Consider the following 14,997-nt stretch of genomic DNA (forward strand, 5'->3'; position numbering starts at 1 on the left):
GGCGTTCGTGCGTCCGGACCGCGGCGCCCGCGGCGACCCCGCCGTCGTGTCGCGCCCGACGACGGTCCCCGCCCTCGTGCGGGTAGTGTTTCGCGGAGCCGTGGACGCGGCACCGTGACTGGCACTGGAGGAAGAATGTCCCTGGGAGACGTGGCCGGCCTCATCGCAGCCATCGCGTTCGTGCTGCTCGTCGGCCTGCTCGCGGTGCCGCTCCTCAAGCTCGGCCGTGTGCTCGACGAGGCGCGGGCGAGCATCAAGGAGGTCACGGACCACTCGGTCCCCATCCTCGACGAGGCCGCGACGACCGTCGCCACGACCAACAGCCAGCTCGTCAAGGTCGACACGATCACGACGTCGGCCGCCCAGGTGAGCGAGAACGTGTCCGCGCTCACGGGGCTGTACGCCGCGACGTTCGGCGCCCCGCTGGTGAAGGTCGCCGCGTTCACCTACGGCGTGCGTCAGGCAGCCGCCCGCTCGTTCGGCCGACGCCGTGCGTCGGACGGCGCCGGGCGTGCCGAGGGGTCGCGCTGATGCGCCGCGTCTTCTGGGTCGGCGTCGGGGTCGCGATCACGGTCGTGGTCGTCGTCCGCGGCAAGAAGATCCTCGCGCGTTACGCACCCGCGTCGCTCGTGGACCAGGCCACCGAGCAGGTCAACGGGCTGGGCGAGAAGGTCGTCGGGATCGCCCGCGACTTCCGCACCGAGTTCACGCTCGCGCGCGACGCGCGCGAGCAGGAGCTCATGGCGGCGCTCCTCGCCGAGGGCCAGGAGGACCCGGACGTCGTCCGAGCGCGCCGCGCGGCCGGCCGCCACACGCGCCCGGCCGCGGGAGACCCCAGCCCGTTCGACGACACGGACGACGTCGAGGACCTCCTCGGTTACTCCTTCTAGGACGCGCGGCCCGGCCGCCGCGACCCACAGCTAGCACCCCGCACGACCCACCGACTGCCCGAAGGACATCATGCGCACCGCCGAGATCCGCAAGCGCTGGCTCGACTACTTCGCCGACCGCGACCACACCGTCGTGCCCTCGGCGTCGCTCGTCTCCCCGGACCCGTCCACGCTGTTCACCATCGCGGGCATGGTCCCGTTCATCCCGTACATGACGGGGGAGCAGACCCCGCCGTGGGACCGTGCGACGAGCGTCCAGAAGTGCGTGCGCACGCTCGACATCGACGAGGTCGGCAAGACGACCCGCCACGGCACGTTCTTCCAGATGAACGGCAACTTCTCCTTCGGGGACTACTTCAAGGAAGGCGCGATCACCTACGCCTGGGACCTCGTCACGGGCTCGCGTGAGGAGGGCAAGTACGGGTTCGACCCGGAGACCGTCTGGGTGACCGTCTACCACGACGACGACGAGGCACGGCAGCTCTGGAAGCGCATCGCCGGCCTGCCCGACGAGCGCATCCAGGCCCGCGGCAAGAAGGACAACTACTGGTCGACCGGCCAGCCCGGTCCCGCCGGCCCGTGCTCGGAGATCTACATCGACCGCGGCCCCGAGTTCGGTCAGGAGGGTGGCCCCGTCGTCGACGAGGACCGCTACCTCGAGATCTGGAACCTCGTGTTCATGCAGTACGCGATCGACGACGTGAAGTCGAAGGAGGAGTTCCGGATCGTCTCGGAGCTCGCGCGCAAGAACATCGATACGGGCATGGGCCTGGAGCGCGTCGCCTACCTGCTCCAGGGCAAGGACAACCTCTACGAGATCGACGAGGTCTTCCCCGTCATCGCGGCCGCCGAGGCGCTCTCGGGGAGGCGCTACGGCGCGAACCGCGAGGACGACGTGCGCATGCGCGTCGTGGCCGACCACGTCCGCTCGGCGCTCATGATCATGAGCGACGGCGTGCGTCCCTCCAACGAGGGTCGCGGCTACGTCCTGCGCCGCCTGCTGCGCCGCTCCGTGCGCGCCATGCGCCTGCTCGGTGTGGAGGACCGCGCGATGCCCGCGCTGCTCCCCGTGAGCCGCGACGCCATGGCCCCGTCGTACCCGGAGGTCGCGACCGACTTCGAGCGCATCTCGAACGTCGCCTACACCGAGGAGGACGCGTTCCGGCGCACCCTCACGTCGGGGACGACGATCCTCGACACGGCCGTCACCAAGGCCAAGGCCGCCGCGGGGACAGGCGGGGTGCCGCTGCTCGGCGGCGACCAGGCGTTCGCCCTGCACGACACGTACGGCTTCCCGATCGACCTCACGCTCGAGATGGCAGCCGAGCAGGGCGTCCAGGTCGACGAGAAGGCGTTCCGCGCCCTCATGACCGAGCAGCGCCAGCGCGCCCGCGCCGACGCGCTCGCCAAGCGCTCGGGCGGGGTCGACACGGCCGCCTACGAGTCGCTCGCGGGCGAGCTCTCCGCGCCGGTGGAGTTCCTCGGCTACACCGAGTCCTCGGCCGCCGTGCGCGTCGCGGGCCTGCTCGTCGACGGCGTGCCCGCGCCCGCCGCGACCGCGCCCGCGGACGTCGAGGTCGTGCTCGACCGCACGCCGTTCTACGCGGAGGCCGGCGGCCAGCTCGCCGACCACGGGACGATCGTGCTCGACGGCGGCGCGACCATCGAGGTCGACGACGTCCAGCGCCCGATCAAGGGCCTGTCCGTGCACCGCGGCCGCCTCGTCGAGGGGACCGCGGCGCTCGGCGACCCGGGGACCGCGACGATCGATCGCGACCGCCGCAAGGCGATCAGCCGCGCCCACTCGGCGACGCACATGATCCACAAGGCGCTGCAGGAGTCGCTCGGCAAGGAGTCGACCCAGGCCGGGTCGGAGAACGCGCCGAGCCGGATCCGCTTCGACTTCCGCCGGTCGTCGGCCGTGCCCGCGGGCGCGCTGTCGGAGATCGAGGAGCGGGTCAACACCCAGCTCCAGGAGAACCTCGAGGTCACGGACCAGCTCATGCCGATCACCGAGGCGCGCGCCCTGGGCGCGATGGCGCTGTTCGGCGAGAAGTACGGCGACGTCGTCCGCGTGGTGTCGATCGGCGGGGACTGGTCGCGCGAGCTGTGCGCCGGCACGCACGTGCGCCAGACGGGCCAGCTGGGCCTCGTCACGCTGCTCGGCGAGTCGTCGATCGGCTCGGGCGTGCGCCGCGTGGACGCCCTGGTCGGCGACGGCGCCTACGGCTTCCAGGCCAAGGAGCACGCGCTCGTCGGCCAGCTCACGGGCCTGCTCAACGTGCGGACCGAGGAGCTGCCCGACCGCGTGGGCGCGCTCGTGTCCCGATTGCGCGACGCGGAGAAGGAGCTCGCGCAGCTCCGGCAGGGCCAGCTCCTCGCGGTGGCCGGCACGCTCGCCGCAGGCGCGGAGCTCGTCGGCGGCACGCGCGTCGTCGTGCACGACGCCGGTGAGGTCGCCTCCGCGGACGACCTCCGCGCGCTCGCGCTCGACGTGCGGGGTCGCCTCGGCGAGTCCGAGCCGGCCGTCGTGGCCGTCGGCGGCGTCGCGAAGGGCCGCCCGCAGGTGGTCGTCGTGACCAACGCCTCCGCCCGGGCCGCCGGCCTGCGCGCGGGCGTGCTCGCCAAGGCGGCCGCCCAGACGCTCGGCGGTGGCGGCGGCGGCAAGGACGACATGGCCCAGGGCGGCGGTACGGACGTGTCCGCGCTGCCCGCCGCGCTCCAGGGCGTGCGCGACGGCGCCGCGGTCGCCGCGTGACAGGCGTCCCCTCGCTGCCCGGTGACGACGAGCGCGCCCCCCTCACGCGGGGGGCGCGCCTCGCCGTCGACGTCGGCAGCGTGCGCGTCGGGCTCGCGGCGAGCGACCCCGACGGGCTCGTGGCGACCCCGGTCGAGACGCTCGCGCGTGACACGCGCACCGGCGCCGCGGTCCCGTCGGACATCGCACGGATCGCGGCCGAGGTCGAGGAGCGCGGGGCACGCGTGGTCTACGTGGGCCTCCCGCGCCACCTCTCCGGGAGCGAGGGCGCCGCCGCCCAGGGCGCGCGGGCGTACGCTGGACGGGTGGCACGCGTCGTCGCACCGGTGCCGGTGCACCTCGTCGACGAGCGGATGTCGACGGTCAGCGCCCACCAGGCGCTGCACGCGTCGGGACGCGCCGGCAAGAAGCACCGCAGCGTCGTCGACCAGGCCGCCGCCGTTATCATTCTGCAATCCGCTCTCGACGCCGAGCGGGGCGCGGGGGCGCGCGCCGGAGAACCTGTAGACCCGACAGGAGACCACCGACCGTGACCGACCTGTTCGAACGGCCCGCCGTCCAGGGCGAGCAGCAGCCCGCGCGCTCGTCGCGCTCGGAGCAGCGCGCGCGCCGGGCGGCGAAGAAGCGACGCCAGCGCCGGCGCCGCCGCGCCCTCGTGGTGCTGCTCGTCTCCCTCCTCGTGGTGGGCGGAGCGGGGTACCTGCTGCTCAACAACGCCTCCGACCTCTTCGGGTTCGACAACCCGCTCGAGGCGAAGGACTTCGAGGGCCCGGGCACCGACCCCGTCGACGTCGTCATCGAGCCCGGCTCGACCGGCCGCGACATGGGCGCGGTGCTCACCGAGGCGGGCGTCGTCGCTAGCTCGGCGGCGTTCGCCAAGGCGTTCGAGGAGAACCCCAACGCGGGGAAGATCCAGCCGGGCACCCACACCCTGCTCCTCGGTATGCCCGCGAAGGATGCCGTCGCGCGCCTCGTCGCGAACGACTCGCGCGTCGAGACGAAGATCACCATCCCCGAGGGCTACACGGTCAAGCAGATCCTCGAGAAGGCGTCCTCCGTGACGGACATCCCGGTCGCCGACTTCGAGGCCGCCATGGCCGACACCGCCGCGACGGGCCTGCCCGCGGAGGCGAACGGCAACTACGAGGGCTGGCTCTACCCGACGACGTACGTCCTCGAGCCCGGCGACGTGAGCCCCCAGGGGGTCATCCAGGGGATGGTCTCGCAGACGGTCATGAAGCTTGACGAGCTCGGGGTGGCTCCGGAAGATCGCGAGACCGTGCTCAACAAGGCCTCGCTCATCGAGCGAGAGGCGAAGTACGCGCCGGACCGTCCCAAGATGGCGCGTGCGATCGAGAACCGCCTCGCGATCAACATGGCGCTCCAGATCGATGCGGCGGTCGCCTACGGCCTGGACAAGCCGGGGACCGAGCTGACGCGTGACGACACGCAGAACCCCGACAACCCCTACAACACCTACGTGCACAAGGGGCTGCCGCCGACCCCGATCGCCAGCCCGGGCGCCGAGTCGTTGGCCGCCGTCGTGAACCCTGAGCCGGGGGACTGGATCTTCTGGACCGCCGTGAACCTCGAGACCGGGGAGACGAAGTTCGCCGTGACGTGGGACGAGCACGAGGCGAACGTCGCCGAGCTTCGTCGGTGGCAGGCGGAGAACGGCGGGTGAGCGCGCCGCGCGCGCCGCGACGGGCGGCCGTCCTCGGCCACCCCGTCGCCCACTCGCTGTCCCCGGTGCTGCACCGCGCCGCATACGAGGCGCTCGGCCTCGACGGCTGGACGTACGAGGCGATCGACACGATCGAGGAGCAGCTCCCGGCGCTGGTCAACGGTCTCGACGCGTCGTGGGCGGGCCTCAGCCTGACCATGCCGCTCAAGCACGCGGTGATCCCGCTTCTCGACCACGTCGACCCGCTCGCGAACGTCGTCGGCGCCGTGAACACGCTCGTCGTGCAGCCCACGGGCGGCCGGCGGCCGACGTTCGTCGGGACGAACACCGACGTGCACGGGCTCGTCGCCGCGCTCCGGGAAGGCCTGGGGGAGCGGGACGCACGGACGGCCGTCGTGCTCGGGGCGGGCGCGACCGCCGCGTCGACGCTCGCCGCTCTCGCCGAGCTCGGCTGCACCACGCCGACGGTCCTGGTGCGCTCGCTCGGGCGCACCGGCACGCTCCAGCGCGCGGCGCACCGCATGGGCGTCGAGCCGCGCTTCGAGATCCTTGACCCGTCGTCCTCCGCACTGCGCGACCGCCTCGGGCGGGCCGACGCGGTCGTCGCGACCCTTCCGTCGCGTGCGGCCGACCCGGTGGCCGAGGCGCTGGCACAGGCTGCCGCGCCGGTCGCAGGCGTGCTGCTCGACGTCGTCTACGACCCCCGGCCCACGGCGCTCTCGGCCGCGTGGGCAACCCTGGGCGGCACCGTCGTGGGCGGCGAGCGCATGCTCCTGCACCAGGCGGCGGAGCAGGTGCGTCTCATGACGGGCAAGGTGGCCCCGCTCGCCGCGATGGACCGGGCGCTCGGGGCCGCCCTCGGCGTCGCGGTCTGACGGAGTTCCGGGAGACCGTCGGTCAGGCTGGCGCGCGTCGGGACCCCGCCGTCACGCGACGGCGTGCACCCGGAGCGCCGCGTCGCCGAGCACGGCGGCGACTCCCGCCCCGATGACCATGAACGGGCCGAACGGCACGGCGGTGTCCCGGCGTGCGCGGCGCGTGACGACGAGCGCGAGCGCCCACACGCCGCCGAGCACGAACGGCAGGACGAGACCGGCGACGAGCTCGCCCCACCCGAGCCAGGCGAGCGGCGCGGCGAGCATCCCCGCGAGCTTCACGTCACCGAAGCCCAGGCCCGGCGGGTACGCGATCCGCAGCGCGGCGTAGGCACCGAAGCCCAGGAGACTGCCGACGACGGCACGGCCGAGGGCGGCGCCGTCCGCGGTGACGAGCGCGGCGAGGCCGAGCAGGAGCACGGCCGCGAGCCAGGACGGCAGGACGATCACGTCGGGCAGCCGGTGCGTCCGCGCGTCCACCACGGCGACGATCGCTCCCGCCGCGGCGACGAGCACGAGGGCCGGCGTCGCCCACGACGGACCCGACCACCACGTCGTGCCGGCCGCGGCGAGCCCGGCAAGGACGATCCCGGGCGGCCCGGAGAGCCGCAGCTCGCGGACCAGGTCGTCGCCCCGGCGTCGCACCCAGGGTCGCTCGTCCTCGGCCATCACGTGCTCGACCGCCTCCGATGCGGCGACCCGCGCCGGCGCGCCGTCCGTCGTCGTCCCGTCCCCCTGCTGGACCATGCGCGGCACCGTAGCGCGCCCGCCACCGCGCGCGCCGCCGTCGTCCACGACGCGCCGGACCGCGCGTCCGCCTCTCCGATCCTCGGGTCTTCGCCGCCCGGGGACCCGGTCGGCGATCGCCGGTCCGCACTGCGGGCGCCCGCCGGGACGTGGGTGCCGACGTGGGAGGATGGCGATCATGCTGCGTTGGTTGACATCGGGTGAGTCGCACGGTGAGGCGCTGGTCGGGATCCTCGACGGGCTGCCCGCGGGCGTCGAGCTCACCACGGAGGACGTGAAGGCCGCGCTCGCGCGTCGTCGCCTCGGGTACGGGCGCGGCTCGCGCCAGAAGTTCGAGCAGGACGTGCTGCGCGTCCTGGGCGGGCTGCGTCACGGCGTGACCCAGGGCGGCCCGCTCGCGCTCGAGATCGCGAACTCCGAGTGGCCCAAGTGGGTCGACGTCATGTCGTCCGACCCGGTGCCGCCCGAGGCGCTCCAGGTCGACGCCGGGACGGGCGACGTGCGCGAGATCGCGCGCAACCGGCCGCTCACGCGTCCGCGCCCCGGCCACGCCGACCTCGTGGGCATGCGCAAGTACGGCTTCGACGACGCCCGCCCCGTGCTGGAGCGGGCGTCGGCGCGCGAGACGGCGACGCGCGTCGCCCTCGGCGCCGCGGCGGCGAAGTTCCTCGAGCAGGCGCTGGGCGTCCGCCTCGTGTCGCACGTCGTGGGTATCGGCCCCGTCGAGGTCCCCGAGGACGCCGCGGTGCCCGGGCCCGACGACGTCGCCGCGCTCGACGCCGACCCGGTGCGCTGCTTCGACGCCGCGACGTCCGCCGCGATGGTCGCGGAGATCGACGAGTGCCAGAAGGCGGGCGACACGCTCGGCGGCGTCGTCGAGGTGCTCGCCTACGGTGTCCCGTCCGGGCTCGGCACGTACGCGCAGAGCGACCGGCGCCTCGACGCGCGGCTCGCCGCGGTGCTCATGGGCATCCAGGCGATCAAGGGCGTGGAGGTCGGCGACGGCTTCCGCACCGCGCGCCGCCGCGGGTCCGCGGCGCACGACGAGATCGAGCGCGGCACCGACGGCCGCATCCACCGCCTGAGCAACCGCGCGGGCGGCGTCGAGGGCGGCATGTCGAACGGCGAGGTGGTGCGCGTGCGCGCCGCGATGAAGCCCATCTCCACCGTGCCGCGCGCGCTCGCGACGGTCGACGTCGTCACGGGCGAGGTCGCCAAGGCCCAGCACCAGCGCTCCGACGTGTGTGCCGTCCCTCCGGCGGCGGTCGTCGCCGAGGCCATGGTCGCGCTCGTGCTCGCCGAGCAGGCGCTCGAGAAGTTCGGCGGCGACTCCGTCGCGGAGGTCCGCCGCAACGCCGAGGCCTACCTTGCCGCGATCCCGGAGCTCCAGCGCTGATGACGCCCGTCCCCCCAGGCACGCGCCCGGTCGTCGTCCTCGTCGGCCCGCCCGGCAGCGGCAAGTCGACGGTGTCGCGGCACCTCGCGGACCTGCTGGGCCTCGCGCAGCGTGACACGGACACCGACGTCGAGACCGCGGCCGGCAAGCCGGTCGCCGACATCTTCGTCGACCACGGCGAGCCGCACTTCCGCGAGCTCGAGCGCGAGGCAGTGACGACGGCGCTCGCGACCCACGACGGCGTCCTCGCCCTGGGCGGCGGCGCCGTCCTCGACGAGCACACCCAGACCGCCCTCGCGGCGTACGTCGCGTCGGGCGGTGCCGTGGTGTTCCTCGACGTGAGCCTCGCGCACGCGGCGCCGCGCGTCGGGCTCAACCAGTCCCGCCCGCTGCTGCTGGGCAACCCGCGGGCACGGTGGGTCGCCCTCATGGAGGCGCGGCGTCCCGTCTACGAGCGGGTCGCGACGCTGCACGTCGTCACCGACGCGCGCACGCCCGCGCAGGTCGCCCAGGAGATCCGGGCGCACCTCGCGGGTGGCGGCGGCGCGGCGGACCGTGCCGCCGCGCCCGCCCCCGCCGACACCCCGGCCGAACAGGAGAACGCGTGAGCGACACGACCCCCGCCCCGGACACCGAGCCCGTCGTCGGGCCGACCGACGAGCGTCCCGCGCCGACGCGCGTCCGGGTCGTCGGGGACCAGCCGTACGACGTCGTCGTGGGCCGGCACCTGCTCGGCGAGCTCCCCACCATGCTCGGCGAGCGGGTGCGCCGCGTGCTCGTGGTCCACCCCGCGGCCCTCGCCGCGACGGCCGAGGTGGTCCACGAGGACCTCAAGGCGTCGGGCTACGAGGCCTTCGTCGCAGAGGTCCCGGACGCGGAGGAGGCCAAGACCGCGCAGGTCGCGGCGTTCCTGTGGGGCGTGCTGGGGCAGCTGGACTTCACGCGCACGGACGCGGTCGTCACGGTCGGCGGGGGCGCGACGACCGACCTCGGCGGGTTCGTCGCCGCGACCTGGCTGCGCGGCATCCGCGTGGTGCACGTGCCGACGACGCTGCTCGCGATGGTCGACGCGGCGGTCGGCGGCAAGACGGGCATCAACACCGCCGAGGGCAAGAACCTCGTCGGGTCGTTCCACCCGCCCGCGGGCGTGCTGTGCGACCTCGCGGCGCTCGAGTCGCTCGGGCGCTGGGACTTCGTCGCCGGCATGGCGGAGGTCGTCAAGACGGGCTTCATCGCCGACGAGCGCATCCTCGAGCTCGTCGAGGAGCACGCCGACGCGCTGAGCGCGTGGGGCACGCGCCCGACCACCGACGAGACGTGGGCGGTCGTCGCCGAGCTCGTCGAGCGCTCGATCGCGGTCAAGGCGCGCGTCGTGGGGGAGGACCTCAAGGAGGCCGGCCTGCGCGAGATCCTCAACTACGGGCACACGCTGGGCCACGCGGTCGAGCTCACCGAGCGCTACCAGTGGCGCCACGGCGCCGCCGTCTCCGTCGGCATGGTGTTCGCGGCCGAGCTCTCGCGCCTCGCGGGGAAGCTCGACGACGCGGTCGTCGAGCGCCACCGCGCGGTCCTCGGCTCGCTCGGGCTGCCGCTCACGTACCGCGGCGACCGCTGGGAGCAGCTCCTGTCCGCCATGCGCCGCGACAAGAAGTCGCGCGGCGACCTCCTGCGCTTCGTCGTGCTCGACGACGTCGCCCGGCCCACGCGGCTCGAGGGCCCGGACCCGACGCTCCTCGCCGCGGCCTACGCCGAGGTCGCGGCCGACGCGCCGGTGGGACGCGGCCCCGTCGCGCTCTGACGTCGCGCCGCCCGCGCGCTCACGCCCACAGGCCGCGCGCCCGGAGCACGTCGCGCAGCAGGTCCGCGCGGTCGGTGACGATCCCGTCGACCCCGAGGTCCAGCAGCCGGTGCATCGTCGCGCGGTCGTTCACGGTCCACGCGTGCACCGCCACGCCCGCCCGGTGCGCGGCGCGCACGAACCCCGAGTCGACGACGCGCACCCAGCCCCCGCGCACGGGGACCTGGAGGCAGTCGACCGAGCGCGCCGCGAGGCGGGCCAGCGCGTCCGTGCGCGCCCTCCCGGCGAGGAACATGCCCAGGACCGCGCCTCGCGCCCCCGAGACGGTGACTGGGCGCGAGAGCCGTGCCACCGTCGCCTCCCGGCGCGACGCCGCGAACGACGCGACGCACACGCGGTCGTGCGCGCGCGTGCGCTCGATCGCCCGCGCGACCGGCTCGGCGGCCGCCGCGGACTTCACGTCGAGGTTCACCCGCAGGTCCGGCCACGTGCCCAGCACGTCCTCGAGCGACGGCACGGGCTCGGTCCCGCCGATCCGGGCCGCGCGCACGGTCCGCCACGGGAGGTCGGCGACGAGCCCGTGCGCGTCCGTCGTGCGGTCGAGGGACGCGTCGTGGAGCGCGACGGCGACCCCGTCCGCCGTCGCGTGGGCGTCCGTCTCGACGTACCGCAGCCCGAGGTCGCGCGCGGCGGCGAAGGCCGCCATGGAGTTCTCCAGGCCCGCGCGCGAGAACCCGCGGTGCGCGAGCGCGACGAACGGCGCCTCGAGGTAGCCGCCGGTGCGGTCCGCGGCGACGCTCACGCCGCCACCCGGGCCGCGTGCTCGTCGAGCCAGCCCGTGAGGGCGCTCAGATAGCTCGCGCGCGGGCCGTCGGCGGAGAGCGTGAGGTCGTGCACCGCGTCGGGGACGACGAGCTCCGTCACGTCGCGCCCGAGCCGCGGTGCGAGCCGGGCGATCTGCGCGACGTCGAGGACGGTGTCGGTCGTGTCGAGGTCCCGCTCTCGGTCCGGGCTCGTCGGGTCGTCCGTCCCGGACCGCTCCGCCCGGGCGACGAGCACCGGGCACGCGACCTCCAGGCCGCGCGCCACGCGCGCGTGCCCCCGCCGCACCGCCCGCAGCCAGCCGGCCCGCACGGGCACGCCCTCGGGGCGCTTGAGCGTGGTGTCGAAGGCCCACCGACCGCCACGGTCCGCGAGCAGGTGCCCGGTGTACGCGGAGGGACCTGCGCTGACGACCGTCAGCGGGCTCCACGGCCCGACGGCGTCCAGCACCCGCGTCCCCACGGTCCGCTCGACCCACGACGCGCGCAGGTCCAGGAACGGGCTGTCGAGCACGAGCGCGTCGCACCCGCCCCCACCCCGGTGGGAGTGCGCCCACAGCGCGGCGACGAGGCCGCCGGTCGAGTGCGCGTGCACGACCACCGGTCCCGGCGTCCGCCGCGCGGCCGCGACCGCCACGCCGAGGTCCGCCGCCGTCTCGCGCAGGTCGTCCACGTAGTGCGGCACCTGCCCCGGACGCAGCGACCGGCCCGCGCGCCGCAGGTCCACTCCCAGCGCGTCCCACCCCGCCTCGGCGAGCGCCGCGACGACGTGGTCCTGGAAGACGTAGTCGTTGTACCCGTGGACGAGGACGACGGTCCCGGCAGGGCGCGCCGGTCGGTCCGCGCGCCGCACCAGCGTCAGGACCGGCGGGACCGCCTCGCGCGCGCTGCCCGGGGTGGAGACGCCCGGCAGCCGTGGGGCCGGGAGCTCGAGCGACTCCCACCCCTCGACCAGCGCGTCGGGCTCCCAGCGGGCGCGGGGGACGGCGACGAGGCTCACCCCGCCAGCGTGCCCGACGGCGCGGCCCGCCGCGCGTCGAGAGAAGCACCCCCGCCGTGGGGCCCGACCACGGCACGAGCACGTACGCGCCGCGCGCCCACGGCGCCGCTAGGCTCGGGCGCCATGGAACGCGTGCTGGTCCTCAACGGACCCAACCTCGGCCGGCTCGGAGTGCGCGAGCCGGAGATCTACGGCTCGGCGTCGATGGCCGACCTCCAGGAGTCCGCCCTCGCGTGGGGGAGCGCGCTCGACCTCACGGTCGACGTGCGGCAGACCGACGACGAGTCCGAGCTCGTGGGCTGGCTCCACGAGGCCGTCGACGCGCGCGCCCACGTCGTGCTCAACCCGGCCGCGTTCACGCACTACTCCTACGCCGTGCGCGACGCCGCGGCGCAGGTCACGACCTCCGGCCTCCTGCTCGTCGAGGTGCACCTGAGCAACCCCGCGGCGCGCGAGGCTTTCCGCAGCCACTCCGTCGTCGGCGCGGTCGCGACAGGCACGATCGCGGGGTTCGGGTTCGACTCGTACCGGCTCGCGCTCGAGGCGCTCGCGGCCCGGCTGCGGGGCTGACGTCGGGTCGTCCGCTCCCGACAGCCTGCCTTGATCCCTCGCCATCAAGTCCTCATGCTTGATACCTCCATCTCAAGGGTATAGCCTGGATCGCATGTTCGTCCTCACCGTCGACCAGCGCGGGAGCACGGGCCACCCCGACCGGGTGCCCGAGGTGCTCGCCCGCCTGGGCGAGCTCCTCGACGGCCGCCCCGGCGTCGTGGTCCCGTTCGACCGGACCGTGGGCGACGAGGTGCAGGGCGTGCTCGGCGACGCCGGCACCGTGGTCGAGGTCGTGCTGGACCTGCTGCGCGACGGAGGCTGGAGCGTCGGCGTCGGCGCCGGGAGCGTCGACGAGCCCCTGCCAGCCGTCTCGCGCGAGGCCTCCGGGGAGGCGTTCGTGCGGGCGCGGGAGGCGGTCGAGCAGGCCAAGTCGCGTGCGGCGACGGCGCCCGTCGCGGTCCGGGGCGAGCCGTCGGCGCGGGCGGCCGAGGTCGAGGCGCTCCTGCGCCTCCTCGCGGCGGTCGTGGAGCGGCGGACCGCCCCGGGGTGGGAGGCGGTCGACACGCTCGCGCGTGTGGGTGGCACCCAGAAGGATGTGGCCCGCGTGCTCGGGGTCTCCGAGCAGGCGGTGAGCCAGCGGCTGCGCGTCGCGCTGTGGCCCGAGGAGGCGGCGGTGCGACCCGTGGTGGCGAGGCTGCTGGGCGAGCTCAGGTCGAGTCGTCAGGGTGAGCCGTTCGAGGATCCGCGGAAGGGTGGGAGATGACGGACCCGGTGTCGGTCGTGCTGGTCGTGCTGGTGTGGGTCGTCGCGCTCGTCGCGAGCGTGCTCGGCGGAGGGCCCGTGACGCAGTGGGTGCTGCGCGCCGCGGCACGCTCCGGCGACCCGGCACGCTCGGGCTCCGGCGGTGCGGGGCGCGGGAGGGCCCGGTCCGCCGCGGCTGACCCGGCCGCCGTCCCCGTCCCCCCGCCGCCGCCTCCGGCGACCGGGCCCATCGGCACCGAGGCCGTCAAGGCGCTGCGCGGCGGCACGTGGATCGGGATCCTCGAACGGTTCGCCATCACCGGCTGCCTCCTCGCCGGTGAGCCCGGCGGGATCGCCTTCGTCGTGGCGATCAAGGGCCTCGGGCGCTACCCGGAGCTGCGCGAGCACCCTGTGGCGTCCGAGCGGTTCGTCATCGGGACCCTCGCCTCGATGTGCTGGGCGGCGACCGTGGGCGTCGTGGCGGACGCGGTCCTCGTCGCGCTCCGGTAAGATCGTCAAGGCCCATTTCCGCATCCCGCCCTCGGGGGACCCTCTCGTGCCGTCCGGCACGCGGTTCCGCGTGGGGCGGAGACCGCAGACCCTCCGACAGGAAGACGAACGTGGCGACCACCAACGACATCAAGAACGGCACCGTGCTGCGACTCGACGGCCAGCTGTGGACCGTGATCGAGTTCCAGCACGTCAAGCCCGGCAAGGGTGGCGCGTTCGTCCGCACCAAGATCAAGAACGTCATGACGGGCAAGACGATCGACAAGACGTTCAACGCCGGCCTCAAGATCGAGACGGCCAACGTCGACCGCCGCGACTTCCAGTACCTGTACCAGGACGGCGCGGACTACGTGTTCATGGACACCTCGACGTACGACCAGATCACGATCTCGGCGGAGATCGTGGGCGACGCCAAGGACTACATGCTCGAGAACCAGAACGTGCTCATCGCGTCCAACGACGGTCAGCCGCTCTACATCGAGCTCCCCGCCTCGGTGGTCCTCGAGATCACGTACACCGAGCCCGGCCTCCAGGGCGACCGCTCCACGGGCGGCACCAAGCCGGCGACGCTCGAGACGGGCGCGCAGATCCAGGTCCCGCTCTTCCTCGAGCAGGGCACCAAGGTCAAGGTCGACACGCGCGACGGCTCGTACCTCGGCCGCGTGAACGACTGACCGGGTACCCCGAGAGCCGCTGAGAGCCGAGAGAGACAGCCGATCACCATGGCCGCACGCACCAAGGCGCGCAAGCGCGCGCTCGACGTCCTCTTCGAGGCGGAGCAGCGTCAGGTGGACCCGACGACCCTCCTCGCGGAGCGCGTCGCCGACCCCGGCACCGCGCAGACCGCCCTGCCGCAGTACGCGGTCGACATCGTCGAGGGCGTGCTCGCGCACCGCGACCGCATCGACGAGCTGATCGAGACGTACTCCCACGGGTGGACGCTCGAGCGGATGCCGGCGGTCGACCGGGCCCTGCTGCGCATCGGCGGCTGGGAGATCCTCTTCAACGACGACGTGCCCGACGTCGTCGCGATCGACGAGGCCGTCGACCTCGCGCGCTCGCTGTCGACCGACGACTCGCCGTCGTTCGTCAACGGGCTGCTCGCGCGGATCGTCGAGATGAAGCCGACGATCACCGCCTGAGCACCCCCGCGGCCCCCGGGCCGCCACCACCCCGCCGCGGCGTCGGTCACCGAGTGTGACCGACGCCGCGTCTCGTCGGGCGG

Annotated in this window: 17 protein-coding genes; 14 read left to right on the forward strand and 3 right to left on the reverse strand. The window is 74.5% G+C overall.

Going from position 1 to position 14,997, the window contains the following annotated elements; translation table 11 throughout:
• Positions 1-135: 135 nt before the first annotated feature.
• The 6 genes from NF338_RS08890 to NF338_RS08915 all read left to right on the forward strand — a co-directional run bounded on the left by NF338_RS08890 (position 136) and on the right by NF338_RS08915 (position 6,207).
• Positions 136-531, forward strand: coding sequence for a DUF948 domain-containing protein (locus NF338_RS08890; protein WP_264030428.1), 396 nt, complete (start codon positions 136-138; stop codon positions 529-531).
• On the forward strand, positions 531-890 hold the full coding sequence (locus NF338_RS08895; RefSeq protein ID WP_053370881.1) for a hypothetical protein: 360 nt from the start codon (positions 531-533) through the stop codon (positions 888-890). The genes NF338_RS08890 and NF338_RS08895 overlap by 1 nt, the downstream gene beginning before the upstream one ends.
• A gap of 70 nt (positions 891-960) precedes the next feature.
• A complete protein-coding gene (gene alaS / locus NF338_RS08900; RefSeq protein WP_264030429.1) occupies positions 961-3,648 on the forward strand; it encodes an alanine--tRNA ligase in 2,688 nt (895 codons plus the stop codon).
• Complete coding sequence (ruvX, locus tag NF338_RS08905) at positions 3,645-4,181, forward strand: Holliday junction resolvase RuvX (protein ID WP_264030430.1); 537 nt, start codon at positions 3,645-3,647, stop codon at positions 4,179-4,181. Before alaS ends, ruvX begins: the two co-directional genes overlap by 4 nt.
• On the forward strand, positions 4,178-5,332 hold the full coding sequence (gene mltG / locus NF338_RS08910) for an endolytic transglycosylase MltG (protein ID WP_264030431.1): 1,155 nt from the start codon (positions 4,178-4,180) through the stop codon (positions 5,330-5,332). The genes ruvX and mltG overlap by 4 nt, the downstream gene beginning before the upstream one ends.
• Positions 5,329-6,207 carry a shikimate dehydrogenase gene (locus NF338_RS08915; RefSeq protein ID WP_264030432.1) on the forward strand — a complete coding sequence of 293 codons (879 nt, stop codon included), beginning with the start codon at positions 5,329-5,331 and terminating at the stop codon, positions 6,205-6,207. Before mltG ends, NF338_RS08915 begins: the two co-directional genes overlap by 4 nt.
• 51 nt (positions 6,208-6,258) lie before the next feature.
• On the opposite strand, the gene NF338_RS08920 is transcribed toward NF338_RS08915, so the two are convergent.
• Positions 6,259-6,954 carry a prepilin peptidase gene (locus NF338_RS08920; protein WP_264030433.1) on the reverse strand — a complete coding sequence of 232 codons (696 nt, stop codon included), beginning with the start codon at positions 6,952-6,954 and terminating at the stop codon, positions 6,259-6,261.
• 178 nt (positions 6,955-7,132) lie between these two features.
• Between NF338_RS08920 and aroC the strand changes: the two genes are divergently transcribed.
• The 3 genes from aroC (at position 7,133) to aroB (ending at position 10,148) form a co-directional block, all read left to right on the forward strand.
• Complete coding sequence (gene aroC, locus NF338_RS08925) at positions 7,133-8,350, forward strand: chorismate synthase (protein ID WP_264030434.1); 1,218 nt, start codon at positions 7,133-7,135, stop codon at positions 8,348-8,350.
• Positions 8,350-8,958 (forward strand): shikimate kinase, encoded by a 609-nt coding sequence (locus NF338_RS08930; RefSeq protein ID WP_264030435.1) that lies wholly within the window; start codon positions 8,350-8,352, stop codon positions 8,956-8,958. The genes aroC and NF338_RS08930 overlap by 1 nt, the downstream gene beginning before the upstream one ends.
• Before the next feature lie 107 nt (positions 8,959-9,065).
• Complete coding sequence (aroB, locus tag NF338_RS08935; RefSeq protein ID WP_264030538.1) at positions 9,066-10,148, forward strand: 3-dehydroquinate synthase; 1,083 nt, start codon at positions 9,066-9,068, stop codon at positions 10,146-10,148.
• A 19-nt stretch (positions 10,149-10,167) separates the two neighbouring features.
• Here the strand turns inward: aroB and NF338_RS08940 are convergent, their stop codons facing one another.
• Positions 10,168-10,950, reverse strand: a complete 783-nt coding sequence (locus NF338_RS08940) for a glycerophosphodiester phosphodiesterase family protein (protein WP_264030436.1) — start codon at positions 10,948-10,950, stop codon at positions 10,168-10,170.
• A complete protein-coding gene (locus NF338_RS08945; protein WP_264030437.1) occupies positions 10,947-11,969 on the reverse strand; it encodes an alpha/beta hydrolase in 1,023 nt (340 codons plus the stop codon). The genes NF338_RS08940 and NF338_RS08945 overlap by 4 nt, the downstream gene beginning before the upstream one ends.
• A gap of 123 nt (positions 11,970-12,092) precedes the next feature.
• Here NF338_RS08945 and NF338_RS08950 point away from each other — a divergent pair, with 123 nt between their 5' ends.
• The 5 genes from NF338_RS08950 (at position 12,093) to nusB (ending at position 14,914) form a co-directional block, all read left to right on the forward strand.
• Entirely contained in the window at positions 12,093-12,539 is a 447-nt protein-coding gene (locus NF338_RS08950) for a type II 3-dehydroquinate dehydratase (RefSeq protein ID WP_141388149.1), read from the forward strand.
• 94 nt (positions 12,540-12,633) lie between these two features.
• Positions 12,634-13,284 (forward strand): SatD family protein, encoded by a 651-nt coding sequence (locus NF338_RS08955; RefSeq protein WP_264030438.1) that lies wholly within the window; start codon positions 12,634-12,636, stop codon positions 13,282-13,284.
• Complete coding sequence (locus tag NF338_RS08960; RefSeq protein ID WP_264030439.1) at positions 13,281-13,772, forward strand: hypothetical protein; 492 nt, start codon at positions 13,281-13,283, stop codon at positions 13,770-13,772. The genes NF338_RS08955 and NF338_RS08960 overlap by 4 nt, the downstream gene beginning before the upstream one ends.
• A gap of 110 nt (positions 13,773-13,882) precedes the next feature.
• The gene (gene efp / locus NF338_RS08965) at positions 13,883-14,446 is read left to right on the forward strand and encodes an elongation factor P (RefSeq protein WP_087472015.1); all 564 of its coding nucleotides are present in this window, start codon (positions 13,883-13,885) and stop codon (positions 14,444-14,446) included.
• Between the two features lie 48 nt (positions 14,447-14,494).
• Positions 14,495-14,914, forward strand: coding sequence for a transcription antitermination factor NusB (nusB, locus tag NF338_RS08970; protein ID WP_087472016.1), 420 nt, complete (start codon positions 14,495-14,497; stop codon positions 14,912-14,914).
• Positions 14,915-14,997 lie beyond the last annotated feature (83 nt).

This window comes from Cellulosimicrobium sp. SH8, assembly GCF_025818875.1.
Taxonomy (GTDB): domain Bacteria; phylum Actinomycetota; class Actinomycetes; order Actinomycetales; family Cellulomonadaceae; genus Cellulosimicrobium; species Cellulosimicrobium cellulans_D.